The organism is Halomonas sp. SpR8, assembly GCF_031010195.1.
Lineage (GTDB): Bacteria > Pseudomonadota > Gammaproteobacteria > Pseudomonadales > Halomonadaceae > Vreelandella.
On sequence record NZ_JAUAMC010000006.1, the window covers coordinates 171,754 to 194,632 of the forward strand.

At 56.0% G+C, this 22,879-nt stretch carries 18 protein-coding genes; 9 read left to right on the forward strand and 9 right to left on the reverse strand.

Features of this window, described 5'->3' with window-relative positions; all coding sequences use genetic code 11:
- Positions 1-90: 90 nt before the first annotated feature.
- The 6 genes from QT230_RS13515 (at position 91) to QT230_RS13540 (ending at position 8,584) form a co-directional block, all read left to right on the forward strand.
- Positions 91-888: an enoyl-CoA hydratase/isomerase family protein gene (locus QT230_RS13515; RefSeq protein ID WP_308322415.1), complete on the forward strand. Its 798-nt coding sequence runs from the start codon at positions 91-93 to the stop codon at positions 886-888.
- Entirely contained in the window at positions 885-2,999 is a 2,115-nt protein-coding gene (locus QT230_RS13520; RefSeq protein ID WP_308322417.1) for an acetate--CoA ligase family protein, read from the forward strand. The genes QT230_RS13515 and QT230_RS13520 overlap by 4 nt, the downstream gene beginning before the upstream one ends.
- Positions 2,992-5,070: a 3-hydroxyacyl-CoA dehydrogenase NAD-binding domain-containing protein gene (locus tag QT230_RS13525; protein ID WP_308322419.1), complete on the forward strand. Its 2,079-nt coding sequence runs from the start codon at positions 2,992-2,994 to the stop codon at positions 5,068-5,070. Before QT230_RS13520 ends, QT230_RS13525 begins: the two co-directional genes overlap by 8 nt.
- 265 nt (positions 5,071-5,335) lie before the next feature.
- Positions 5,336-5,836: a tripartite tricarboxylate transporter TctB family protein gene (locus tag QT230_RS13530; protein ID WP_308322421.1), complete on the forward strand. Its 501-nt coding sequence runs from the start codon at positions 5,336-5,338 to the stop codon at positions 5,834-5,836.
- A gap of 9 nt (positions 5,837-5,845) precedes the next feature.
- Complete coding sequence (locus tag QT230_RS13535; RefSeq protein ID WP_308322423.1) at positions 5,846-7,339, forward strand: tripartite tricarboxylate transporter permease; 1,494 nt, start codon at positions 5,846-5,848, stop codon at positions 7,337-7,339.
- Between the two features lie 78 nt (positions 7,340-7,417).
- A complete protein-coding gene (locus QT230_RS13540) occupies positions 7,418-8,584 on the forward strand; it encodes an MFS transporter (protein ID WP_308322425.1) in 1,167 nt (388 codons plus the stop codon).
- A gap of 10 nt (positions 8,585-8,594) precedes the next feature.
- Here the strand turns inward: QT230_RS13540 and QT230_RS13545 are convergent, their stop codons facing one another.
- Positions 8,595-9,494, reverse strand: a complete 900-nt coding sequence (locus tag QT230_RS13545; protein WP_308322427.1) for a LysR substrate-binding domain-containing protein — start codon at positions 9,492-9,494, stop codon at positions 8,595-8,597.
- A 519-nt stretch (positions 9,495-10,013) separates the two neighbouring features.
- On the opposite strand from QT230_RS13545, the gene QT230_RS13550 reads away from it, so the two are divergent.
- Positions 10,014-10,682 carry a hypothetical protein gene (locus tag QT230_RS13550; RefSeq protein WP_308322429.1) on the forward strand — a complete coding sequence of 223 codons (669 nt, stop codon included), beginning with the start codon at positions 10,014-10,016 and terminating at the stop codon, positions 10,680-10,682.
- Between the two features lie 97 nt (positions 10,683-10,779).
- On the opposite strand, the gene speB is transcribed toward QT230_RS13550, so the two are convergent.
- Positions 10,780-11,682 (reverse strand): agmatinase, encoded by a 903-nt coding sequence (gene speB / locus QT230_RS13555; RefSeq protein WP_374694467.1) that lies wholly within the window; start codon positions 11,680-11,682, stop codon positions 10,780-10,782.
- Positions 11,683-11,846: 164 nt separating this feature from the next.
- On the opposite strand from speB, the gene QT230_RS13560 reads away from it, so the two are divergent.
- Positions 11,847-12,800 carry a LysR family transcriptional regulator gene (locus tag QT230_RS13560; RefSeq protein ID WP_308322431.1) on the forward strand — a complete coding sequence of 318 codons (954 nt, stop codon included), beginning with the start codon at positions 11,847-11,849 and terminating at the stop codon, positions 12,798-12,800.
- A 105-nt stretch (positions 12,801-12,905) separates the two neighbouring features.
- Positions 12,906-13,568 carry a response regulator transcription factor gene (locus tag QT230_RS13565; protein WP_215091604.1) on the forward strand — a complete coding sequence of 221 codons (663 nt, stop codon included), beginning with the start codon at positions 12,906-12,908 and terminating at the stop codon, positions 13,566-13,568.
- Between the two features lie 6 nt (positions 13,569-13,574).
- Here the strand turns inward: QT230_RS13565 and QT230_RS13570 are convergent, their stop codons facing one another.
- The 7 genes from QT230_RS13570 to pedF all read right to left on the reverse strand — a co-directional run bounded on the left by QT230_RS13570 (position 13,575) and on the right by pedF (position 22,667).
- A complete protein-coding gene (locus tag QT230_RS13570) occupies positions 13,575-15,737 on the reverse strand; it encodes an insulinase family protein (RefSeq protein WP_308322432.1) in 2,163 nt (720 codons plus the stop codon).
- On the reverse strand, positions 15,730-17,427 hold the full coding sequence (locus QT230_RS13575; RefSeq protein WP_308322433.1) for a NahK/ErcS family hybrid sensor histidine kinase/response regulator: 1,698 nt from the start codon (positions 17,425-17,427) through the stop codon (positions 15,730-15,732). Before QT230_RS13575 ends, QT230_RS13570 begins: the two co-directional genes overlap by 8 nt.
- Positions 17,424-18,587 (reverse strand): alcohol dehydrogenase-like regulatory protein ErcA, encoded by a 1,164-nt coding sequence (gene ercA, locus QT230_RS13580; RefSeq protein WP_308322434.1) that lies wholly within the window; start codon positions 18,585-18,587, stop codon positions 17,424-17,426. Before ercA ends, QT230_RS13575 begins: the two co-directional genes overlap by 4 nt.
- A gap of 97 nt (positions 18,588-18,684) precedes the next feature.
- Positions 18,685-20,460: a prolyl oligopeptidase family serine peptidase gene (locus QT230_RS13585; protein ID WP_308322435.1), complete on the reverse strand. Its 1,776-nt coding sequence runs from the start codon at positions 20,458-20,460 to the stop codon at positions 18,685-18,687.
- Positions 20,461-20,473: 13 nt separating this feature from the next.
- A complete protein-coding gene (locus QT230_RS13590; protein WP_308322436.1) occupies positions 20,474-21,418 on the reverse strand; it encodes a quinoprotein relay system zinc metallohydrolase 1 in 945 nt (314 codons plus the stop codon).
- Positions 21,415-22,242 carry a quinoprotein dehydrogenase-associated SoxYZ-like carrier gene (locus QT230_RS13595; protein ID WP_308322437.1) on the reverse strand — a complete coding sequence of 276 codons (828 nt, stop codon included), beginning with the start codon at positions 22,240-22,242 and terminating at the stop codon, positions 21,415-21,417. The genes QT230_RS13590 and QT230_RS13595 overlap by 4 nt, the downstream gene beginning before the upstream one ends.
- Positions 22,243-22,262: 20 nt before the next feature.
- Positions 22,263-22,667, reverse strand: a complete 405-nt coding sequence (gene pedF, locus QT230_RS13600; RefSeq protein ID WP_374694468.1) for a cytochrome c-550 PedF — start codon at positions 22,665-22,667, stop codon at positions 22,263-22,265.
- Positions 22,668-22,879: the final 212 nt, after the last annotated feature.

Here is a 22,879-nt window from a genome sequence, read left to right on the forward strand (position 1 = left end):
GTTAGCGCTTTATTTCTAATGGCTAATTATTGCTATTAACGACTTATTTCTAATAACCCTGCAAATAATAACGTATTAGAGGATCTGGTTATGAACCAAGAATCATTAGTGTCTTATTCAGTTGAAAATGGCATTGCCCTGCTCACCCTAAACCGCCCCGATAAACGCAACGCCATGAGCGATGCCATGCGCGCTGAGTTAGTCGCCCATTTAGTCAATATCCGCACGGATCGCTCGGTGCGTGCCTTGATACTCACCGGAAGCGGCAAAGGGTTCTGCGCAGGCGGCGATATCGCCGGTATGAAAACCCGGATGGAAGCCGACCCCGCCACCGTTGGTTTTAACGGTTGGGAGCGCCAGCAAGGCGTTCACTATGCGGCTAGCCTGTTGCTTAACTTGCCCATTCCGACCGTCGCGGCGGTGAATGGAGCGGCGGCTGGTCTAGGCGCGGATTTAGCGCTCTCCTGCGATTTTGTGATTGCCTCGGACTATGCCCACTTCACCTGGGCTTATATTGCCCGTGGGTTGATTCCTGATGGCGGTGGCATGTACTTCCTGCCACGCCGGGTCGGGCTGCCGCGTGCCAAGGCACTGATTTTCAGTGGTCGGCAGGTCAATGCCGATGAGGCGTTGCAGCTAGGCATTGCTGATCAGCGCTGTAGTGCTGATGCACTGCTGAGCACAGCCCACGCCATGGCGGATGAGATGAGCAGCGGTTCACGCACAGCGGTGGCCCTCACTAAATCAATTATCAATAAAAGCTACGAAATGTCCGAACAGCAGGTGTTTGCTGAAGGCAGCAAAGCCCAGGGCATCTGTTACACCTCTGAAGAGCACCGTACCTCGGTGCAGGCATTCCTTGACCGCATGAAGGAGGCTCAACAATGAGTCAAATTAACGCCCTCCTGAATCCTAAAAGCATTGCGGTCATCGGTGCCTCCGCAGACCCCAAAAAAACCTCAGGGCTGCCGGTTTCTTATTTGCTTAAGCATGGCTTTAAAGGGCCGATTTATCCGGTTAACCCCAAAGCAACCGAGATCCAGGGGCTGACCTGTTACCCCAGTGTCGAAGCGCTACCCGAAGCACCCGATGTAGGGCTTGTGCTGCTGAATGCCAAGCGCAGTATCGACGCCGTACGCTCCTTAGCCAAAATGGGCTGTCAGGCGGCGGTGGTGCTGGCCAGTGGTTATGCCGAAGCTGGTGAGGAAGGCCTGGCGTTACAAGATGAGTTAAAAGAAGCCGCAGGTTCCATGCGGCTCCTCGGCCCCAATACCATCGGGTTGGTTAATTTATCGGCGGGCATTCCGCTCTCTGCCAGCGGCGCGCTGGAAGTGAGCGAACTGCCCAAGGGTAGTGTCGCGGTGGTCTCCCAAAGTGGCGGTATTCTGGGGGCGCTTCTGTCCAGGGCCGCCGGGCGGGGCATTGGTTTATCGTCGCTGATTGCCACCAGTAATGAGGTGGATTTGGAAGTCAGCGATTTTGTTGACTACCTGGTTGACGATCCGAATACCAAGGTGATTGCGCTGTATCTGGAAAGTGTTCGGCACCCGGCGCGCTTCCGAGAGGTTGCCCTGCGCGCGCGGGCAGCGGGCAAGCCGCTGGTGGTGTTCAAAATTGGTCGTTCCGAAGCCGGTGCCAGCGCGGCAAGCTCCCACACCGGCGCCCTGGCGGGCGAGGATCGGGTTTACGATGCCTTCTTCCGTGAGCTGGGGGTTATCCGGGTTAACACCTTTGATGAGTTCTTGGACGTGCCCGCGGTATTAGTCGCTGGCCGCCAACTGGCCGGGCGTCGGGTTGCGGTACTGACCTCAACCGGGGGCGCCGGTACGCTGATTGCCGATAGCCTCGGCGTTAACGGCTTTGATACGCCTGCGCCGGATCACGATACCGCAGAAAAACTGCGCGCCCTGCAGGGCGATACACCGACCGCGCTAGACCGTAACCCCATTGATGTGACCCTGGCGGGACTGCAGCCCGACTTGCTGCGTCAAGCTATCCGTATTCTGCTGGAAAGCGACAGCTACGACGCCTTGATCGTGATTATTGGTTCGTCAGGGTTGGCGATGCCCGATCTTGTGGTGGGGGCGATCAACGACAGCCTGGCAACCAATAATAAGCCACTACTGGCCTATGTTAGTCCCTATGCCCCAGATACGCTGCAGCGCTTAAATCGTGCATCGATTCCAGGCTTTAGTTCACCGGAAAGCTGTAGTGCGGTGCTTGAAGCGCTGCACTTTGTTGGCCAGCCATTGCAGACGGGCGGTGAGTCGTCACGGGTAGCGTTACCTGATCTAAGTGCCTTGCCTAATGGTTCAATTGACGAAGCCGCCGCCAAGCAGCTCTTCGCTGAGGCAGGCATTAGCGTACCGCCTAGCCGGGTGGTTCACTCCCGCGAAGAGGCGGAGCGCGCGGTCAAAGAGTTGGACGCCCCCGTGGTGCTCAAGGTAATGGATGCCAGCCTGCTGCATAAAAGTGATATTGGTGGCGTTGCGCTGCATTTGAATGTCGACACCATCGGCCAGCGGTTTGATCAAATGGTGAGTGACGTTGAAGCGCACGTTGCGCGTCGCCCTGATACCTTCCTGGTCGAAGCGATGGTGGCGGGCGGGCATGAGCTCATCCTCGGCGCTAACCGTGATGCGTTGGGAACGGCCATCCTGCTCGGCGCAGGCGGCGTCACGGCAGAATTGTTCAAGGACACCGCCATCCGTTTGCTGCCAGAGCAGGGCGGCTTAACCCTGGAGCAGGCGCGAGACATGATGCAGCAGCTGACGACGTGGCCTCTGCTCGACGGTTATCGCGGTGCGCCACGTCGTGATACTGAGGCGCTGGCCCAAGCCATTGTTTCTTTTTCTGCGCTGGCCGCTGCACTAGGCGAACGCCTGACCACCGCTGAAATTAATCCGCTGTTTGTGATGCCGGAAGGTCAAGACGTTGTGGCCGCTGATGCGGTACTGGTACTCGAGGATGGCGTGGAAGGGGGTGGCACTCATGGCTGATTCCCCCATCATTTCACCCACCATGGGCCGCGTTCATCTTAGCCAGGAAGGGCAAATTGCCATTATCACCCTGGATAACCCACCGGTGAATAGCAGCAACGACGCGGTGCGCCGAGGCATTTTGGCCGCGCTGGACAAGATTGATACCCAGCAATGTCGCGCCGTGGTGCTGATGGGCAAAGGCTCGAACCTAATGGCGGGGGCCGACCTGCGCGAGTTGGAGCATGAGCCGACAGAACCGACGCTACCCCAGGTCACCGCCGCGCTTAGCGCTTTTCCGTTGCCGGTGATTGCGGTGATCTGCGGTCATACTCTGGGTGGTGGCCTAGAGCTGGCATTAGCCTGCGACAGCCGCATCGCTACCCCTACAGCGCAGTTGGGCCTGCCCGAAGTGACGGTAGGCGTGATACCCGGTGCCGGTGGCACCCAGCGCTTGCCAAGGGCGGTGGGTCTGCCCAAGGCGCTGGAGATGATCGTTTCCGGTAAGCCCATTACGGCGCTTGAAGCCCATAAGGTCGGATTAGTCGACGAGCTCCTCCACGCCACAGAGGGCGAGGCGTCGGATACCGAGGCATTCGATCAGGTTCTGGCTTACGCCAACCGCTATCAGGGTGGCAAACAGCCACTGGCAGAGCGCGATGTGCCCCCTGCGGATGAGCAAGCACTACAAGCCCAGGTCAACAAGCTGCTGGCACGTGCCCGCGGCTTACCCGCGGCACCGGTCGCTGCCGAGGTTGTAATGAAGGCGGCCACGCTCAGCTTTAGCGCCGCGATAGCTGAAGAACGGGCCCAGTTTCTTGCCTTGCGCGGCAGCGAGTCGGCCCAGGCGCTACGTTATCTTTTTTTTGCCGAGCGTGAAAAACCCTTTGAGCCCACCCAGCCCGTTAAGGCCGCGCCGGTATCGCGTATCTCGGTAGTGGGCGCAGGCACCATGGGTAGCGGTATTGCCCTTTGTGCCCTTAAAGCAGGCTATAGCGTCGATCTATTAGAGCTAAACGATAAGGCCCTTGAAGCGGGTGTGGCGCGGATTACCCAGACGCTGGATGAAGATGTTAAGCGCCAGCGGTTAACCCAGGCGCAGCGTGATAGAGCGCTTTCCCGCCTGAACCCTACTCAGCATTTACCCGATGTAGCCGGTTCCGACTTGGTGATTGAGGCCATTGTGGAAGATTTGGCCATCAAGCGCTCGCTGTTTGCCGAATTAGCCAAGTGGGTGAGCGAAAGCACGCTCCTAGCCAGCAATACCTCCTACTTGGATATTGACCAGATTGCCGCGGGTATTCCCCACCCGGAGCGCGCACTGGGGCTGCATTTTTTCAGCCCGGCCGACCGCATGCCGTTAATGGAGATCGTGCGCTGCCAAACCACCAGCGAGCAGACCTTGAGTACTGCCGTGAGCGTTGCGCGGTGGTTAAAAAAGAAAGCCATTGTCGTCGCCAATTCATGGGGCTTTGTGGGCAATCGGCTCTACGCCGCCTATCGGCGCCAGTGTGAGTTCATGCTCGAAGAGGGAGCGAGCCCCGAGCAGATCGATGCTGCTCTGGAGACTTATGGTTTTGCCATGGGGCCCTTTAAAGTGGCGGATATGTCCGGACTGGATATCGCCTGGAAAATGCGCCAGCAAACCGCCGACACTCGCCACCTTAGGCGCTACGTGGGTATACCGGACCTGATCTGCGAAGCGGGCCGCTTAGGACGTAAAACCGGCAGTGGGTATTACCGTTACGACGACACAATGCGGCCCACTCCCGACCCGGCTGTTGCCCAAATCATCGAGCGCTACCGGGAAGAGCACGCCATCACGCCTAAAGCGTTTAACGAGCATGACATCCAGCAGCGTGCGGTGCTTGCCTTGATCAACGAAGCTCTGCTGTTGCTGGAAGAGAGCGTATGCCAGCGGCCTGCGGATATTGATATTGCGCTGGTCAATGGCTATGGCTTTCCCCGCTGGCGAGGCGGACCTCTCTTTATTGCCCAGCAGATGAGCGGGGGCGAGCTGGCAAGCGCGCTGGACAAGTTGGCGGACGTCAGTGGTAAAGGCCACCAGCGCGCCAATCGACAGGACTTTTAGGTGTCGATAATCCTTTAGTCGTGTTTCAGCCTAATAGTAGCGGTGGTCAAGCCTGATAAATGATCAGTTTCTCTTCTGGCCACCCTGCGCCATGATTGGACAAAACACAGAAATTATAAGCCGTACTTAGAAACAGAAATTATAAGCAGTACTTGGAAACAGAAATTAAAAATAGTACTTAGAAAAGCAGTATTAATAAAATAAGTGTGATGGCGTTTTTTGATGCTACGTCAATCATTAACTACAAGAAATATGGAGGTCGCCAGTGAGTATCGAAAGCTCTGATGCAGAGACGCCTGAAGTGGCACATAAAACACTAGTCATACGAAAAAAATGGCTGGAATTAGCGGTGTATTTTGTGCTGTTGGCAGCGACTGCGCTATATGCAAATGATGCACTTAAGCTACCCAACTATAGCTCTTCAGGTATTGGAGCCAGTGGGTTTCCACTGTTAGTCGCCATGCTTATTGGGGTTTCTTTACTGTTTTTAATTGTGGTGAGTTTTTTAAGCAAGGCCAACTCAGAAAGCGACTCACTAGTTGAGATTAGCCGGCCAGTCCAAGTGTTGTTATCGATGATGGTTATGGTAGCTGTTGTACTGGCACTCGAATGGTTAGGGCTGATCGTTGGTATTGCGCTTCTTGCTTTTTTATTAATGAAACTGGGAGGAGAAAATCGTTACTCGCTACTGCTAACGCTGCCACCGTTATTGGCTTTAGGCATTTACGCCATCTTCGTACTGGTGCTCGGCGTCTATTTTGATTGAGGTTTGAACATGATTGATAATCTTTTAATAGGGCTGAACGCCTTTGCAGACCCCATGGTGCTTGTTGGCCTTATCGCGGGTGCTTTAATTGGTTACTTGATTGGTGCTATTCCTGGTTTAGGGCCTAGCCTGGGAATCGCGCTGATGATCCCCTTCACTTACAGTATGGATCCGCTTGTCTCTATCGTCATGCTGGTCGCGCTGTTTGCCGCTGCCGAGTATGGCGGCGCTATTTCGGGCATTTTACTTAACTCCCCTGGCACGGCAGCAGCGGTGGCGACCACCTGGGACGGCTACCCGCTCACCAAACAGGGTAAAACCGGCATTGCGCTGAATATTTCCATTATTTCATCGGGTATTGGTATTTTTGTTAGTACCATCCTGCTGTTTTTTACCGCCGTACCGCTCTCCGAGTATGCGCTGAATTTTGGACCATCGGCTTATTTTGCGCTTGCCCTGCTGGGCTTGAGCCTGGTGTCGAGTTTCTCTTCCGGTTCACTGCTGAAAGGTGCCCTGGCGATGGGGCTTGGCCTTGCTTTAGCCACGGTCGGGCTGGATAGTCAAACCGGTGTTCCACGTTTTAGCTACCATCCGGATTTTTTTGAAGGCCTGCCGTTAGTACCTGTACTGCTCGGCTTATTTGCCATCTCAGAAGTGCTCTTCATGATAGAGGCGGGAGCAAGCCATAAAGTAAAGAACCAACCCATGAGCGGTATTTTAGAGGTGCCCTTCAAAACTTTTTATAAGATGAAGTATCTGTTTTTACGTAGCTCATTAATCGGTTATTTTGTAGGCGTTATACCGGGGGCTGGGGCTTCCATTGGTTCCTTTATCTCCTACGCGGTCGCCAAACGTTTTTCAAAGCAGCCAGAGCTGTTTGGAAACGGCAGCTACGAAGGTATTGCGGCATCGGAAACGGCCAATAATGCCTCGGTTTCGGGCTCTTTGTCGCCGTTGCTCGCATTGGGTATTCCTGGTTCAGCCACTACCGCCATTATGATTGGTGCATTAATGATCCATGGGGTGCAGCCGGGGCCATTGCTGTTCACCACTAACCCTGAAATTCCCTATACGGTGTTTGTTTCGCTCTGGTTGAGTGTGCCGATCATGGTCTTTATTGGCCTTGCGGGGGCGCGGTTTTGGGCAAAGGTGGCAGATATTCCCCGCCCGGCAATTGCGGCGATTGTGGCGTCGATTAGCTTGATTGGGGCTTATGCGTCGACAAGCTCCATGTTCCCGGTCTACGTGGCGCTGACCTTTGGGGTCGTCGGCTATGTGTTGCGCAAAGCGAATATCCCCTTGGCGCCGGTCATTTTGGCTCTGGTATTAGGCGATATGTTGGAGACCAACCTGCGCCGGGCGCTGTCTATCTCCAATGGTGATGTGACGACCTTGATTGCTAATCCGCTTAGCGCAACCTTGTTGGCTATCGCTGCACTGTCATTTTTACTCCCAGCGCTTGGTATGTTTCGTAAAAAAGTGAAGGGGTATCGGGCCCACTAAAACGTAACTGGAGCTTGGCGACGTTATTCACCATGAGCATCAGTGACAGGGAGGTCGGCATGACGTTCAAAAGATGCCATGAATAAAGCGTTTGCCTGCATTTGTCTAAGCCTAGGCACCGCCTTTGTCGTGCAAACGATGCTACTCGTGGCGGTGCCGCTCGCGGCCATTGAGCTGGGCGCGACACCCTTAATGCTGGGCTTGATCGTCAGTGCCCCCTACGTATTACCGCTTCTGTTAGCGCTCCCTTTTGGCTCGCTGGTGGCGCGCTTGGGCAGCCCTCGCACTCTTCAGCTGGGGGCCATGGCCATGGTGATCGGTGCTGGTTTATTGGCGGTAGTGCCAGGCTTTAAGGGGTTAATTGCCGGGCAGTTGGTGATTGGCTTGGCGCAACTGCTGATGATCATTTCAGCCCAAACGGCGATCACTTATCTGGGGCAGGGCACGGCACTGGAAAAGTACTTTGGATGGTACACCACCTATTTATCGATTGGACAGATGGTGGGGCCACTGCTGGGGGGCTGGATCATCGATTATCGTGGCGGCCCAGGTGCTGCATTTTATGGCGCTTTTATTGCCTCTTTTGTGGCGCTGGTGTCATTTTTTATGGTCAACCAGCGTGCATCAAGCGGTGATCAACAGGGCGTTGGTTTCCTTGTCAGCGTTGGGCAGCAGTGGCAACTGCTGAAAACCTCCCAGGGGGTAAAGTTATCGCTGATTATCTCCTTGGCGGCCATGCTGGCGCTGGGCGCTCATGGCAGCTACTTCCCTGTTTATCTTGAAAGCCTGGCGCTCTCGGGCACCACCATTGGGCTGCTAGTTAGTCTACGCGCACTTGCCTCCATGGCGGTTAGGCCGTTTACCAGTACCATCGTCAGCCTGCTTCACGGTCGTTACGCGACGATGTCGCTCACGTTGCTGTTTATGGCGCTGGGTTTAATGCTGGTGGGGGTGACGGGTAATGTCTATTGGCTCTGTTTGTTTTCAATTCTGGTGGGGCTAGGCGTAGGGCTCTCTCAGCCGCTCTCTATGGTGGTCATCGCGGAGTCGGTGCCGGAACGACAGCGTGCCCATGCCTTAGCGGTGCGCTTGATGGCTAACCGTGCCATGCAGTTTGCCGCACCGCTGTTACTGGGGATTTTGACTCAGCTTGGCGGTTTTACGCTGGCATATTTCGCCTGTGGCGTACTGCTATTGATGCACTGGCTGCTGTTTCAACGATTGAGAAAGCAGCACACGATTTAGTAAGAGTCAGTTAATCGAGTTGGCCCAGGGGGTGGCCAATCAGTTCCTTCATCCACTCAAGAAACTTAATCAGTGCATCCGATGGGCGAGCATCTTTCGGCCATGTCAGATAGTACGCTTCGCCGGTGCGGCACACCGTGTCTGATAGTGCCACAAAACTGCCTTCCTGCAGTTGGCGCTCGACAAACACTTTGATGGCGATGGCGCAGCCAATATTCATCGACGCTGCCTCATAGGCTAGCGCTGAGTTGTCGAACTTCATACCTGACTCTGCATCGACGCCCTGTAATCCGCTTTCCGCCAGCCATGTCTTCCAGTCGTCGGGGCGCGCCATAGAGTGCAGTAGGCGTACCTTGGCGACATCGTTTTTAGCCAACCCTTCAGTTTCCCATAACGCGGCGGAGACAATCGGAATCAGCTCTATATCCACCAGTTTCTCAGCGTGTAGCCCTGGCCAGTCGCCATGCCCGGAGCGGATGGCTGCATCGACGCTCTGTGTTTGGAAATCAACCGGCTTTAACGACGATGACAGTTTGACCTCAAGCAGTGGATTTTTATTATGAAAATCGGCCAGCCGAGGAATCAACCAACGCTGCGAGAACGTGGTGTAAGACTGGATAGAAAGCACATCACGCTTATTTCGACGCGAGACTTTGCGCGAGGCATTTTCAAGTTCGCGGAAGGCATTTTTAACCCCCGCGTAAAGCTCCGCGCCTTCTTGGGTTAGCTCAATACCGCGATGTAGGCGGTTGAACAGCGCTACCCCAAGGTAATCCTCTAAGACTTTCACTTGGCGACTAACCGCTACCTGGGATACATGCAGTTCGTCTGCCGCACGGGTTAGGCTACGTAGACGGGCAGCTACCTCAAACGCTCTGAGCGGATTGAGGGGGAGTAGTGGATGGCTCATAGCATAGGGTTACCAACGGGGCCGCTGACAGCTGACGTGTGGGTGAGTGTTGCTGCATAACAATACAGTAACACTCTGATAGCAACCCTTTGATAGTAACCCAATGACTGGTGTGAATCGAGGCTAGTAAGGGGGCTTTTGCCGACGCACGTAACGTCTGCCTAGTGGTTCAATACTGCTAGCGGTTAAAGACGACACCCTGCTTTGCCCTTTGTGCGCGATATGACGTCAGGCAATATGGCTATTCAGGCGCCTTCTTGTTCATTCTTCCGTAGTGGTAGGGAGTCGGTGGTGTCTGGTTAGCCGTGCCTGCTTCCAGTGTTGTTTTGGCGTCGCCGGTGCTAATACTGGTGGGTAGACACTGGGCGCTGAATCATTGATCTGATCCGCCTTTTTAGCAGCTTTCTGAGCCTGTACAGATAGACGGCATATCAGGCATAGTCAGTAAGTTAGTTTTAAGGCTAATAAAGTTGTTTTCGCCTGACTAGGTGAGTTTTCGTTTAAGAGGTGTCTGTTAGTATGCTGATATATATTGTTTTTCTGATGATTTTTGTAGGTGTGACTGCGGCTCTGTATCAGGTGTATGAAATTCATTACAACATCAACGTCGGCAATGACAAAAAGCTGTCAACTGCCGATAAAAGTCGCTTGGAAGTACTTTCTGGCCAAGCCAAAATCGCTGTACAAACCCACGAACGCGCAGGTTTTGATCAAGCGGCGGTCAATGCTTTAGGCGCCGAATTTGATCGGGATATCGTGTTGAAAGCTTTTGCTGAAAAGGAGAAAAGCGCCTATGCGATTCCTTTGTTACGGCGTAAAAATAGATTGCTATTTAACGGCAATAAAGGGGATGTGAATAGTATAAAAGTACACCATTTGCCTTTCTGGAAAACGAAGCTGCCTAGTAAAAGTATACGAATAGTATTGATTATATCGATAATTGTTAATTGTTTTTTGATTCAGTTACTAGGTGGGCTAAGTATCTACACAATAGGCTATCCAATATTGACTCCTTTTTGGGCTTGGCTTAATGAACCATTCATGGTGATGTTGGTTATTTATGCTTTAGTATTCATGGCGTACGTTATTTCAAGGCTTGATATGTACATGCATGATCTTTATCAGCTTAGAAGGTTGTTTAGCCATAAAGCTCATTGTGAGAGCCGTCTACAAAACCAGTATACATAAATGGCGATACTACATTGATTGCAACCTCCGCCGCTTTAAGGCCGAAAATCAAATGGCGGAGGCTTCTAATGCTAGTGGTAAGTTATACGTATAACCATCAAACGCGCTTAGATGCGCCCAAGGCATACAAAAACTCCAGCCCCAACGTCGCGGCGGCGAGGGAGGTAATGTCGCCGTGGTCATAGGCGGGGTTTACTTCCACCACGTCCATACCGACCAGCTCCATACCCACCATGCCGCGAATGACTTTTAGCATTAGGTCGGTGGACATGCCGCCGCATACCGGTGTGCCGGTGCCCGGTGCATAGGCGGGGTCGAGGCCATCGATGTCGAGGCTGATGTAGGCTGGGTGATGCCCCACTTTGGCGCGAATGCGCTCCAGCACGGCTTTCGGCCCGTGATCGTTCACCCAATCCGCATCCAGCACTTCGTAAGGGTGATTGTGGCGGTCATAGCTGGTGCGAATGCCAATTTGCAGCGAGTGTTCCGGCACTACCAAACCCTCTTTAAGAGCGTGGTAAAACATGGTGCCGTGGTCAAAACGCGTGCCTTGCTCGTAGGTATCGGTGTGGGCATCAAAGTGGATCAGCGCCAGCGGGCCATGCTCTCGGGCGTGGGCGCGCAGCAGCGGCAGGCTGATATAGTGGTCGCCGCCCAGGGTGAGCATCTTTTTGCCCGCGCTTAGCCAGCGGTTGGCGTGGGTTTCCAGGTTATCGACCAGGCTTTCCGGCTCGCCATAGGCGTAATCAATGTTGCCGGCATCGCACACCTTTAAGCGCTCTTCCAGCGCAAAGTCCCACGGCCAGCGTTTGCCTTCCCAGATCAGGTTGGCGGTACTCTGACGAATAGCATTCGGCCCCATGCGGGTGCCCGCACGGCCAGAGCAAGCCAGGTCGAAGGGTACGCCACTCACCACAACGTCGGCGTCGCTTGCCTTGGGATCCGTTGCTTTCTCTACGCCCATAAAGGTAGAGATCATATCGCCATACAGGCTGGGCATAGTTTGAGATAGTGGGTGGGACACCGGTGTGCTTCTCCTTACGTGCTGGATGATCGCTAATAGTCGCTGGGGGGCGAATGAGCGGCAGACAATAAGCAATTTCTGGCGATAAATTAAATGAATGTTTAGAATTTAATCATTCGTGATATGAATAATGAGAAACCATGCGCTCGCTACGCCATTTCGATCTGAATTTGCTGCTGGTATTTGAAGCGCTGATGCGCGAGCGCCACGTTACCCGCGCGGCAGAAAAGCTGCATTTAAGCCAGCCAGCGTTAAGCCATGCACTTAAACGCCTGCGTGAAGCGTTGGATGACCCACTGCTGGTGTGCACTGAAAACGGCATGCAGCCAACCCCACGTTCGCTGGCGCTTTTGCCGGTCGTACAGCAGGCGCTGGGGCAGCTAAGGGAGGGCCTTGCGCCTCCTGCGATGTTTTTGCCTGCCAACAGCAAGCGGCGCTTTACGCTGGCCACCACGGATTACTTTGAAGAGGTAATGTACCCACCCTTTCTTAGCCAGCTGCTGGCCTATGCGCCGGGCATTAGTTTCTCCATTGAGCTGATTACCCCAGATGTGTTGAGTGAGGGGCTGGAACAGCGCCAAATCGATATGGTGGTAGGGTTGGATAGCCAAAGCGAGCTGCCCAGTGGCGTGGTTCAGACCCCGTGGATGGATGAGGAGTTGGTCTGCTTGGCCGCTACCCATAATGGCCGCGTCGGCGATGGGCTGGATATTGCCCAGTTTGCTCAAGAGCTCCATGTGGAGTTGGCTGACATTAGCGGCCTACGCCCCAGCAACATCGATAGCTGTCTGGTTCAGCACGGCTTAACCCGCCGGGTCATCTCGAAAAACCTCAACTATATCGCTGCGGCGCAGGTGGTGGCGCTAACGGAAGCGATCATGACGCTGCCACGGCAAATGGCCGAGCGTTTTGCCACCATGCTGCCGGTGCGTTTGGTAGAGCCGCCCAAAGAGCTACCCACACTGAAGATGACGCTGATCCAGCATGGGCTGTTTGCCAATGATCCTGCGCTCATCTGGCTAACTCAATCACTGATCGAGTTCGCCGACACATTCCAGCAGCAAGCCTCTTCAGGGGAACGGCGGCCCGCTTGATGGTGGGAAGTTGCTTCAATAAAGGCGGATGACTGAGTAGAGTGTTAGCAAAGACGCAGTAAGCGGGATTTAGCTAAACCACAGGCAACCATAATAATGACAGCAATGTATAAACTCCTGATTGCCGACGATCACCCCCTGGTACGTGATGCTATGGCGCGCGTGATCCGTGAAGCTTACGCAGATGCTGAGGTTATCGAGGTGGAAGACTTTGATGCGGCTCTCGCCCATGCCCAGCAAGATCCTGATCTTGACTTGATACTGCTAGATTTAAATATGCCTGGCATGAACGGGTTAACGGGACTTTTACAGCTGCGTAACGAGCACCCTACGATTCCGGTGGTGATTGTTTCTGCGGAAGAGAATAAGCAGATTATTCTTCAGGCGGTCTCTTGTGGTGCGGCGGGGTTTATCCCCAAATCACTGCCCCGTGATCAGATGCGCCACGCCATTGCCCAGGTACTGGAAGGCAATATCTTTCTACCCGCCGATGCTATGCGCGCGCCGGATAGTATTCGTAAGCGTCGCCATCAGGAGCAGGGTTTTACGGCGGAACAGCTGCGCCAACTAACTCGCAAACAACTGCAGGTGTTGGAACACATGACCCGCGGTGAATCTAACAAGATGATTGCCTATCACCTCAATATCGCGGAAACCACGGTGAAAGCCCATGTGTCGGCGATCTTGCGTAAGCTGGGTGTAACCAGTCGCGTACAAGCAATTTTATCGGCCAACGATATCGATTTTTCTCAATTCCTCAAGCGCTGACTCGCCTCAATCGTTGACGAGATAGTGGCCAGCGCTATCTAACCAGTGGGTTTGCCAGCGACCGTGGGTATTTATCTGCGTGAGTAAATCGGTAAGCGCCTGTGAATCGATGCTTTGCTGCCCAAGCCGATGCAGTGGCTGATCGGTACCTGACAAGAGGCTTTGCCACTGGATAATCAGTGCGGCAAGGGGCGTTTCAGGCGGTGTTAGCGAGAGTTTAAGCGAGTTTGGCGCCTGTAGGACATCATCCGCCGTTTGCCACAGGGCATCGGTGATGGAGAGTAGCTTTTCCCCTACCGGTTCAGCGTCTTCGCTGGTTTGCACCACATAACCAAGTGAGCAGGGTGTGCCGTCGCCTCTGCGTACCGCTGCCACATACCCCAAGTGATGGTCATACCGCGCCTGCTGAAAAAATGCCGCGCTATGGTGCTGCTCAATCAGCGCTAATAGCCAGCGCTGGGTGGGCGTGCCCGGTAAGCTCAGTGTGCGCATGATGGCTGTGCTGGCCGACCCATTGATAGAAGGCGTCTGCACAGAACGTGTTGCTATGCGGCTAGCCAAATCTGCCAGTGCGTGGCAAACAGCGTTTGCATCTGTTGCATGGGAAACCCATACCACAGGCGTGGCAGGCAGCGGGGTTAAGCGCTGTAACAACCGCTGAGCCAGAAGCCCCTGGGGGGCAATCGCCGTATTAACATTCGCTTCTTTCAGCAAGGTTTGCATGGCAACGGCCGCTCCCTCACCCACGGTTATCACCCAACTGCCCTGCGCTAGTTGCATGTGCTGGCATATCACGCCTCTACGGGCGCACCGCTTGGCAGCCAGTGGGGCGGGGAGAAACATTGCGTTGGGAATAAAGCAGGCTGCCCAGGTGGTGTCGGCAAGTGAGGCGAAATCATCGCTGACACCATACTGGCCGCACCAACGCTGTACCTTGGGGGTGGCCGCCAATTGTGCCGCATCGTCAGCGTGCGTGAGCGTTGTTGGCGCGCTATAAACTAGCCAGTAGGGAGCCTGCCAGCGGGCCTTGTTGGGGAAATCTTGTTGAGTCGCTGTATGTGCAGCAAGCCGCCGTGCTAACGCTTGCTGACGCGCATAGACAAACCACGCCGACGCCAGTTGCACGGTACCGGCAGGAGGCTGCCAAACCGGGTGGTGATCAATAGGGGTCGTCGCGAGCAGGGCTGCTAGCCGTTCGCTGAGGGAATCGGCAAGCACTTCCAGACGTTCCTGCGCCGGGGTACCGGTTAGCGTCAAGCTGAAGGCGTCTGTAGCCCCGGTTGGAGCGGCAGTCGCGTGATAGTCGATAATCGAGTCAGCTAACTGATCCACCAGGTAGCCTTGGTTTAACGAATCAGCAATGTCGCTAAGGGCGCTAAACTGATGACGTGAAACGGACGAGGGTAGCGGCCACAACAGCTCAACGGCGTTGGCCGTCCCGACCACCTTCGCACGGGGCAGACCGCCCCAGCGGGGCGTAATGGCAAGCGCCGGAGCGTTGGGCGGTAGCGGGCTAAACAGCGTAGCCATGCGTTGAATAAGGCGAGTCATCGCTTCTGCAGCCCTGGGGCTGATAATCGCAATGCCAACGCGGTCGCCGTGATAGTGGTCGCGGTGAAACGTGGTCAGCGCCTCATAAAGCAACCCAGTGTTCTGGCCCAGCGTTTGTGCGTTGCCGTGGCGGCAGCCTGCACCGATATGCTGCGGGTCACTGAGCGTGGCGATGGCCGATAGCCGCTGCATTGCCGAATCGTGCTGGCGAGCCTGCCATTCGGCGTCAATGGCGGCGACTTCAGTGCGAATGGTCGGCGACGAGATAGTGGGCGTGGCCAACTGGCTGGCAACAGTGAGAGCCGCCGTTTCTAGGCTATCTGCCGGTATCGAGAAATGCACATCGGTGACGTAGTCGTCGGTGTGGGCGTTCAGGCTGCCCTGATGCTGGGCAAACCAAGTGAGCAGGCTGGTGTTAGAGGAGCTTGTCAGTGGTGCGGTGGTGAGCACGTGCTCCAGTAAGTGGGCCAGGCCTGGCAGGGCGGGCGGTTCATCCAAATAGCCCGCTGCTATAGTGATGCTGACGTGAGCGTGGGTTAAGTGGGGCGCGTGGGCCAGCACGCCTTGCACTCCGCTAGGCAGGGAGATACAGGTCTGTGGGAAGCGCAGGTTAGCCATTGAGCAGGCTACGCAGTAGTGCGCGCAGTTTGCCGGGGCGTACCGGCTTGTTTAACTGCGGAACGCCGGCATGGCGTAACCGCCTTTGCCAGTGGTCAGAGCGGTCGGCACTGATAATGGCTGCGGGTAAGTGCGGGTCATGCCAGTGGTGGCGAAGTTGTCGAATGGCCTCCAACCCCGTCACGTTATCGTCTAAGTGCAGGTCGACCAGCAGCATATCCGGCGCTTCCAGGCAGGCTTTGGCGGCCGCCACATCCAGCGCGGTATCGCAACTGATCTGCCATTCACTTAGCAACAGCGCCATGCCTTCAAGAATGGCGGGTTCGTTATCCAGGATCAGTACGCGCACTCCTTCGAACTCGGCGTCAGCAGAAAACGGCGCGCTGGGGGCGGGTGTTTGGCTAAAGGAAATGCCGCTGGCACGGGGCACCCTAACCGCAAAGCAGGAGCCTTGGCCGGGGGCAGAGCGCACAGAAAGCGGGTGCTCAAGGCACTGGCTAATCCGCTCCACAATCGCAAGCCCCAGGCCAACGCCCTGGCGATCACGCGCGCGGGTGGCGTTGAGTTGATGAAACTCGCGGAAAATAAGCTGGTAGTCGCTTTCGGGAATACCAATACCGCTATCGACGACGTGTATGGCCAGGCTGTCGTCACTGTGGCGTCGCACGCCTAGGCAAATGCCGCCACGCTGGGTATAGCGGCAAGCGTTAGCCAGAAAGTTGCGCACAATACGGCTGAGTAGATGAGGGTCGCTGGTCACCGCTTGATGGCAGGGCACATAGCGCAGCGTTAACCCTTTACGTTGCGCCACGGGGGCAAACTCGTCAGCGAGATGGCTAAGAATATCGTCGAGTTTAAAGTGGCGCAGTTGCGGCTGTACCTGGCCGTGATCCAGTTTTGAAATATCCAAGAGATCGGAAAGAATCGCTTCGGCGCCTTCCAGTGAGTTTTGCACCCTCTCAACCAGCGCTAGATTATCGCTGTCGTTCAACCGCTCCTGTAGTGAGGCCATCAATAAGCGTGCAGCGTTCATGGGTTGCAGCAGGTCATGGCTAGCGGCGGCCAGGTAGCGGTCTTTGCTGTGGTTGGCAAACTCGGCAGCGTCGCGTGCGCTTCTAAGCTCCTCGTTGAGTCGTTCAAGTGCCTGGGTGCGATCAGCTACCCGGGCTTCCAAGTGGGCGTTGAGTGTTTCCAAGTGCTGGCGGGCGCGCTCACGCTCGGTAATATCCGCCACAAAGCCTTCAATCAGGTCTTCGTCTCCGGCAAGTTCGGCGGGCTTTTTGATCAGCGTAATGGCGACGGGAACCTGGCGACCAGAGGCCCCCTGCAGCAAGGTGGTTTGGCCTGTTACGTGCCCTTGAATGAGCAGCAGGTCGCGCAGCTGTTGCCCAGTAGTAGCGTTAACAAAAAGCGCGTCAAAGCGCGCACAGCGCTCCAACGTATGCGCCACGCTAGGGTCGTCTAGCATGGCGGCAAGTGCCGGGTTGGCGGCGCGCAGCTTACCGGAGAGCGATGCCTGAAAAATACCGTGTAGTGCGTTTTCAAACAGCCATTTATAGCGGTTGCGCTCAACCTCAAGTTCTTCCAAGCGCACTGAAAGCTCGCGATAGTAGCTTTTGCGCGCCGACTGCTGACCCAACCCGAGCAAATCGCTGACCGAAAAGCCCGAGGGGTCGTTGGCTTTTTTCATAGCGCCTCTTCGTACACCACCGCTACATCCCGTGAGTTGGAACGGCGCGGGTTGGTCAAAATGCAGGGGTCGCCCAGCGCGTGGTTGGTGAGAAACGGCACGTCGCTGCGTGAGACGCCCATCTTGCCAAGCGTGCCGCCCAGGCCAACCGCATGTTTTAAATCGACTAAATACCGAAACAGCGCTTGTTTGGTCTGCTGCTGTGACAGCCCTCGGCAGTCGATACCGACGGCTTCGGCGACCCGCTTAAAACGCTCGGGGGCAGCTGCGTAGTTATAGGCCACCACATGCTCTAACAGCATAGCGTTGCACAAACCGTGAGGAAGATCTAAGAAGCCGCCCAAACTATGCGACATCGCGTGTACGGCGCCCAAAATCGCGTTTGAGAACGCCAAGCCCGCTTGCATGCTCCCCAGCATTACCTGAGCGCGCAGCTCGCCATCGGTGGGGTTCGCCACCAGCGCCTCAAGATGGCTGCTGATCAAGCGCATGGCTTCCAGGGCGTGGGTATCGGTGAGCGGCCCGCTGCCGGTTGAAACGAAGGCTTCAATGGCATGCACTAACGCGTCGACCCCGGTACACGCGGTCAGGTAGGGCGACATGGTCATGGTGACTTCAGGGTCGATCAGCGACACATCCGGCACTACGGCCTTGCTGATAATCGAGAATTTCATGCGCCGCTGCTGGTCGGAAATAATCGCAAACTGGGAGATATCCGCCGAGGTGCCCGCCGTTGAAGGAATAAAAATCAGCGGAGGAATCGGCACGCGAATCGTATCAACGCCTTCAAAATCGAGAATGTGCCCGCCGTGGGCCGTGACGATACCAATCCCCTTGGCGCAGTCCATCGGGCTGCCACCGCCTATCGCCACAATCGCCTTGCAGCCGGTTTCACGATAGATTTCGGCACCGGCCATAATCTCATCTACCCGTGGGTTGGGGGATACGGCGGTAAAGCGCTCAACGGCAATGTTGGCTTCCAGCAGTTTGGCTTCAATATCGCTCACCCAGCCTGCCAGCAGTACGCCCGGGTCAGAGACCAGCAGTACCTTTTCTGCCCCGAAAGTAGTGACGTAGTTGCCTGCAGCGTGGCGCGCCCCGTCGCCAAAAATAATTTCAGGCGCGACAAACTTACGAAGTTGCGTGAGTGGCGAAGTCATGGGACGGTCTCGTTTATAATTATTAACCATTATCTTAAGCACCTTAGGAGATTGTTGCGCTACGACCTTGGTGCCGTCGTTAGGGGGCAAGTCATCCTTATTGATAAAAGGCCAGCTCGCGAGCCAGCATGGTTTGGCGCGCCTGAGGGTGGCGAATGCCGTGGCGTTCGTTATCGAACAGCAGTGTTTGCGCCTGGCCTCCCTGCTGCTTGATATGCCGCGCCATGGCGTGGGTCTGCTCCGGTACTACCACGGCGTCTTTGCCACCCTGGATAAACAGTGCCCGCAAAGGGCGCTGGCAATGGAGAACTTTATAGGCAGGGCTGCGCTGGGCGAGCAGAGACTCGTCACCGATTAGCCAGCCCAGGTAGCCAGACTCAAAGCGATGTGTTTTTGCTGATAGCGATAACGCATCGGTTACCCCGTACAGGCTAGTGGCCGCAGCAAACAGTGGCGTGGCGGCCAGGGCATTGAGGGCGGTAAACCCGCCAGCGCTTTGGCCACGGATAAAGCAGCGCGCTGTATCTATCGCAAAGCGTGCGCAGGCGGCGTTAACCAGGGCGATCACATCGTCAGTATCGCTGATGCCCCACTGGCCCGCTAAACACTCGCGGTAGCGGCGGCCAAAGTTGCCGCTGCCGCGTGGGTTAATATCCAGCACATGGAAGCCCTGCTGCTGCCAGTAGGCCACCAGCGGGTCGTAAACAGGGTAAGTGGCGGCAGTGGGCCCGCCGTGAACGCGTACAATCAGCGGCGCAGTGTGGTTGGCTGAGGCTGAATAGAAAAAACCGTGAACTGTTTCGTCTTCGTTGCCAACGGGGACTTCCAGCCATTGCGCAATGGCGGAATTTTTGGCCACTAGGCTACCCGCTACGTTATCCACAACGTTACCCGCTAGGCAGCGGTGTGGACAACTTTCGGTAAAACGTATCAGCTGGGCGCCGCTGGTAGCGCTTTGCACTATGGCGTAATCGCCGTGTTCAGCCAGGACGATGCTTACCACGCGACCTGGGGTAGGTAGCAGTGCTTCCACCTGCTCACCGGAGCGTCGGTAAAGCTGAGCCGCCCCCTGGTGGAGTTGGCAGTAAACCTGCCGATTATCTCGCCAAGCGTGCTGGCGCTCACCTAGCTGCCACGGTGTGGTGATGTGATCCACCGGGGTGCTGCTCAGGCAAATGGGAGTGGCCAGGCTAACCTGCCAGGGTTGCCACCAACCCGCGTGATCGCTCATGCAAATCAGCGCGTTATGGGGGCCAAACTGCGGTTGGCTAATCGCTGCGCCGAAATCCCAGCGCTCAAAGGCTTCAAGCCTACCGTTAGCCGCCACCTGGGCGAGATGCAACTGACTACGCTGCCAAGGCATATGAGGCAGTGACCAGCTCACCCACGCTAGATAGTTACCGTCGTTGCTTAATATCGGCGCGCCGCAGAAGTCGGCGCCTTCTGTCAATACCTGCCGACTGCTGGCAGTGATGGCGATCAGACGCTGACCATGGGTATCTTCCTCTACCGCTAATACACGCTGGCGCTTAGGGTCTGCGCACAGCCCACCGTAGGCTGTTTGTGGCCGCTTCTGCCAGCATTGGCTGGCGCCGTGGTGGTCGAGGTGCCTAATGGCCTGGTCATGCTGGCGCACCCATACGACGCCGCCTAGCAGTGGCGTATAGCTGCCGCCGCCGTACTGGTTCACGCGGCTGCCCACAGCGTCCTCTATCAAACATTGCGGCGTCTCGTTGCTGTCAGCCGACCATCGCCAAAGCTGCATGTCGCCCGTTTGCGGGCAGCGAGCCAGCCAGTAAACGGCCTGGGTGTCGCTATGCAGCTCGGCCAGGGTGTCGGTGGGTTCGGCAGCATCTGCCAGAGTAAGCGGCATAGGTGTGTGCTCCTTATTGTGGGGCGCCCCACAGCAGCCGTGCTTCATAGTGAGGATAAAGCTGCATCACACTACGGGTAAACTCGTATTCAGTGAGCGCAATGGTGTTAAAGCCGTCAGGAATCTCGATGGCCAAGGCATGGTTGGCTCCCAGCCCTTCGCTAGCCACATCACTTAGGCGCTGATCTAGCCATGCGAGGTAGTGAGCGGTTTGCTCTAAAACCGTTTCGGGCGGCGCGCTGGGGCCATGGCCGGGCACGGCGATTCTGGCCTTGAGAGCACGAAGATCGTTAAGTTCTTCCTGCCATTGTTGCAAGCCAGGGCTATGAGCCGTAGCGGCAGCACGTTGGTAGAAGCCCATATCGCCCAAAAACAGCACGTCGGTGGCGTGATCCATAATGACTAGGTCACCACCACTGTGGCCGCTCATGGCATATAGCGTGAGTGGGTAGTTTCCCAGCGTTACCTCGCCTGCCTCAATCGTATCGGGCAGGGCTATATGCGAGCGCGCCAAGCTGCGCCCGGTCAGCCGCTCTACGTTATCGATCAGTGCTTCCCGGTCGCGGGCCATCAGCCCACGAGTGCTGGCTAAGGTGAGGTGCTCTGCCTCGCCGAAGGCGGCATTACCGAAAAAGTGATCGGGATGGTGGTGGGTATTCAAAACCCAGCGCACGGGGAGGGAGGTGTGCTGAGCAATCACTGTTTTTAGTGCTTCGCCAAAGCGTGGGCTGCTGCCGCTGTCGATGAGGATGACGCCGTTGGGTGTGGCAATAAATGCTTGGTTGCCGATATGGCCGCAGTTGCTGGTGGAAAGCTCTTCTCTTAAGCCTTCCACCATCCAGGTGTTCTCTGCAATCGGCTGGGCCGTTAGCGGACGTTCGCAGAACATGACCGGCTGGCTGGCCGCTAGTGATGTGGTAAGCAGAGCCGCTAGGCTCGCTAAAAAGCGCGTTTTCATGGCTCCAGACCAATAGAGAAGCGGTTGCCGTTGTTGTCCCGGGCGCCAATTACATAGCCTTCCGGAGAGGGGCGCATATGCAGCCCTAGGGTGGGGTTGGCGCTCACCGACGCTTCGATTTCCAGCGCGGCCACTTGCTGACCCTGTTGATCCAGCAGCTCAAACGACTGTACGTAAAAGGCGGGTTGGCTGGGGATTAAGCCGCTGTCCATGGGGTGAGAAAGGCGCACCCGCAGGCGCTGCTCGCTCTCATTGGCAAACAGCCGACCCTGCAGCTCGCCGAAGGTGTTTTCCCAGTCGTTGTCGGCGCCGGCAATACCCGGCGTGGTACAGCCGCCGCCTTCTGCTTCAATGTAGGTGCCGCCCACATGCCAGGTGTCCCCCTGTTTCACTGCTACGCGTACCGCAGAGGCTTGTTCCAAGCGAATATTCAACGAAAGCTTGGCTAGGCCATGGCTCATCGGTGAGTAGTGAAACAGGCGGGGAATAGGATTGAGATCCACCCAGGCGATAATGTCGGTTATCGGCTCGCCGCTGGCTTCTAATCCACTGGCATCTAGCTCAATGGGCACTTGGCCTGAGTCCTCGGCGAAACTTGGCGCGCGAACGATGACCCGCTCATCAAACACCACGGGGGCGTCGCCCAAAAAGCGCTTGCGATATACAGGCCACATAAAGGAATTAAGCGGATCCTGCTCAGCTGTGTGCACGGTGGCCAGCGCGGTGGAGGGCAACATAAATATTAGCCAGATAAACGCCGCGAGGAGTGCAGTGAGAGCCGCGACGAGCCGTTGTAACGTGATGATGGGCGTTGGGGTTGCCATAGTGCCTCCCAGCTTAGGGATTACTGTCCGGTAGTTTCTATGCTGACCGTTTCTAACCAGGTGCGGATAGCCCATAACCCTTCTTGGCTGACATAGTCGGACATGCGCGGCATGAGTACACGGCCGTTGCGTTCGGATCCGTTCGTGACCAGCTCTTTGAACCACTCATCGCCCCATGGACCGTTCTCCAGCTCGCGCAGGTCGGGGGCGATGCCGCCGGATTTCGCTTCCAGGCCGTGGCAAGCGGCGCAGTTGCTGTTGTAAGCGCGGGCGCCAATATCCACGGCTAGATCATGCTGGGGGTGGTCACGGTAAGGGTTCTCTTCCCGCCATTCGTCACCTAGGCGCTCGAGATCTTGAATATCAACGGCTTGTGGGGTCACGCTACCGTGAGACCACGCTAGCGGTGACGCCAACAGGGCCACGAGAGCGATAGCACCCGCTTGGCCTATGGGTGTTGTTGTAGAGACTGTTTCTGGGATTGCCGTTGTGATTGTTTTTGAGATTGTTCTTGAGAATGTTTTTGTGATCGTCGTTGTAAGCGTTGTCATGGAATAGCTCCTCAGGGGATCAAGGTATCGTCACTTGAGTGAGCATAGGCAGGCACACTTGCCGAACCTATAGCACCTTAGGTATC

Excerpts from the sequence above, each read along its gene's own strand:
- QT230_RS13515 (WP_308322415.1), top strand. The coding sequence starts at position 91 with ATGAACCAAGAATCATTAGTGTCTTATTCAGTTGAAAATGGCATTGCC.
- QT230_RS13520 (WP_308322417.1), top strand. The coding sequence starts at position 885 with ATGAGTCAAATTAACGCCCTCCTGAATCCTAAAAGCATTGCGGTCATC.
- QT230_RS13525 (WP_308322419.1), top strand. The coding sequence starts at position 2,992 with ATGGCTGATTCCCCCATCATTTCACCCACCATGGGCCGCGTTCATCTT.
- QT230_RS13535 (WP_308322423.1), top strand. The coding sequence starts at position 5,846 with ATGATTGATAATCTTTTAATAGGGCTGAACGCCTTTGCAGACCCCATG.
- QT230_RS13540 (WP_308322425.1), top strand. The coding sequence starts at position 7,418 with ATGAATAAAGCGTTTGCCTGCATTTGTCTAAGCCTAGGCACCGCCTTT.
- QT230_RS13545 (WP_308322427.1), bottom strand. The coding sequence starts at position 9,494 with ATGAGCCATCCACTACTCCCCCTCAATCCGCTCAGAGCGTTTGAGGTA.
- QT230_RS13550 (WP_308322429.1), top strand. The coding sequence starts at position 10,014 with ATGCTGATATATATTGTTTTTCTGATGATTTTTGTAGGTGTGACTGCG.
- speB (WP_374694467.1), bottom strand. The coding sequence starts at position 11,682 with ATGCCCAGCCTGTATGGCGATATGATCTCTACCTTTATGGGCGTAGAG.
- QT230_RS13560 (WP_308322431.1), top strand. The coding sequence starts at position 11,847 with ATGCGCTCGCTACGCCATTTCGATCTGAATTTGCTGCTGGTATTTGAA.
- QT230_RS13565 (WP_215091604.1), top strand. The coding sequence starts at position 12,906 with ATGTATAAACTCCTGATTGCCGACGATCACCCCCTGGTACGTGATGCT.
- QT230_RS13570 (WP_308322432.1), bottom strand. The coding sequence starts at position 15,737 with ATGGCTAACCTGCGCTTCCCACAGACCTGTATCTCCCTGCCTAGCGGA.
- QT230_RS13575 (WP_308322433.1), bottom strand. The coding sequence starts at position 17,427 with ATGAAAAAAGCCAACGACCCCTCGGGCTTTTCGGTCAGCGATTTGCTC.
- ercA (WP_308322434.1), bottom strand. The coding sequence starts at position 18,587 with ATGACTTCGCCACTCACGCAACTTCGTAAGTTTGTCGCGCCTGAAATT.
- QT230_RS13585 (WP_308322435.1), bottom strand. The coding sequence starts at position 20,460 with ATGCCGCTTACTCTGGCAGATGCTGCCGAACCCACCGACACCCTGGCC.
- QT230_RS13590 (WP_308322436.1), bottom strand. The coding sequence starts at position 21,418 with ATGAAAACGCGCTTTTTAGCGAGCCTAGCGGCTCTGCTTACCACATCA.
- QT230_RS13595 (WP_308322437.1), bottom strand. The coding sequence starts at position 22,242 with ATGGCAACCCCAACGCCCATCATCACGTTACAACGGCTCGTCGCGGCT.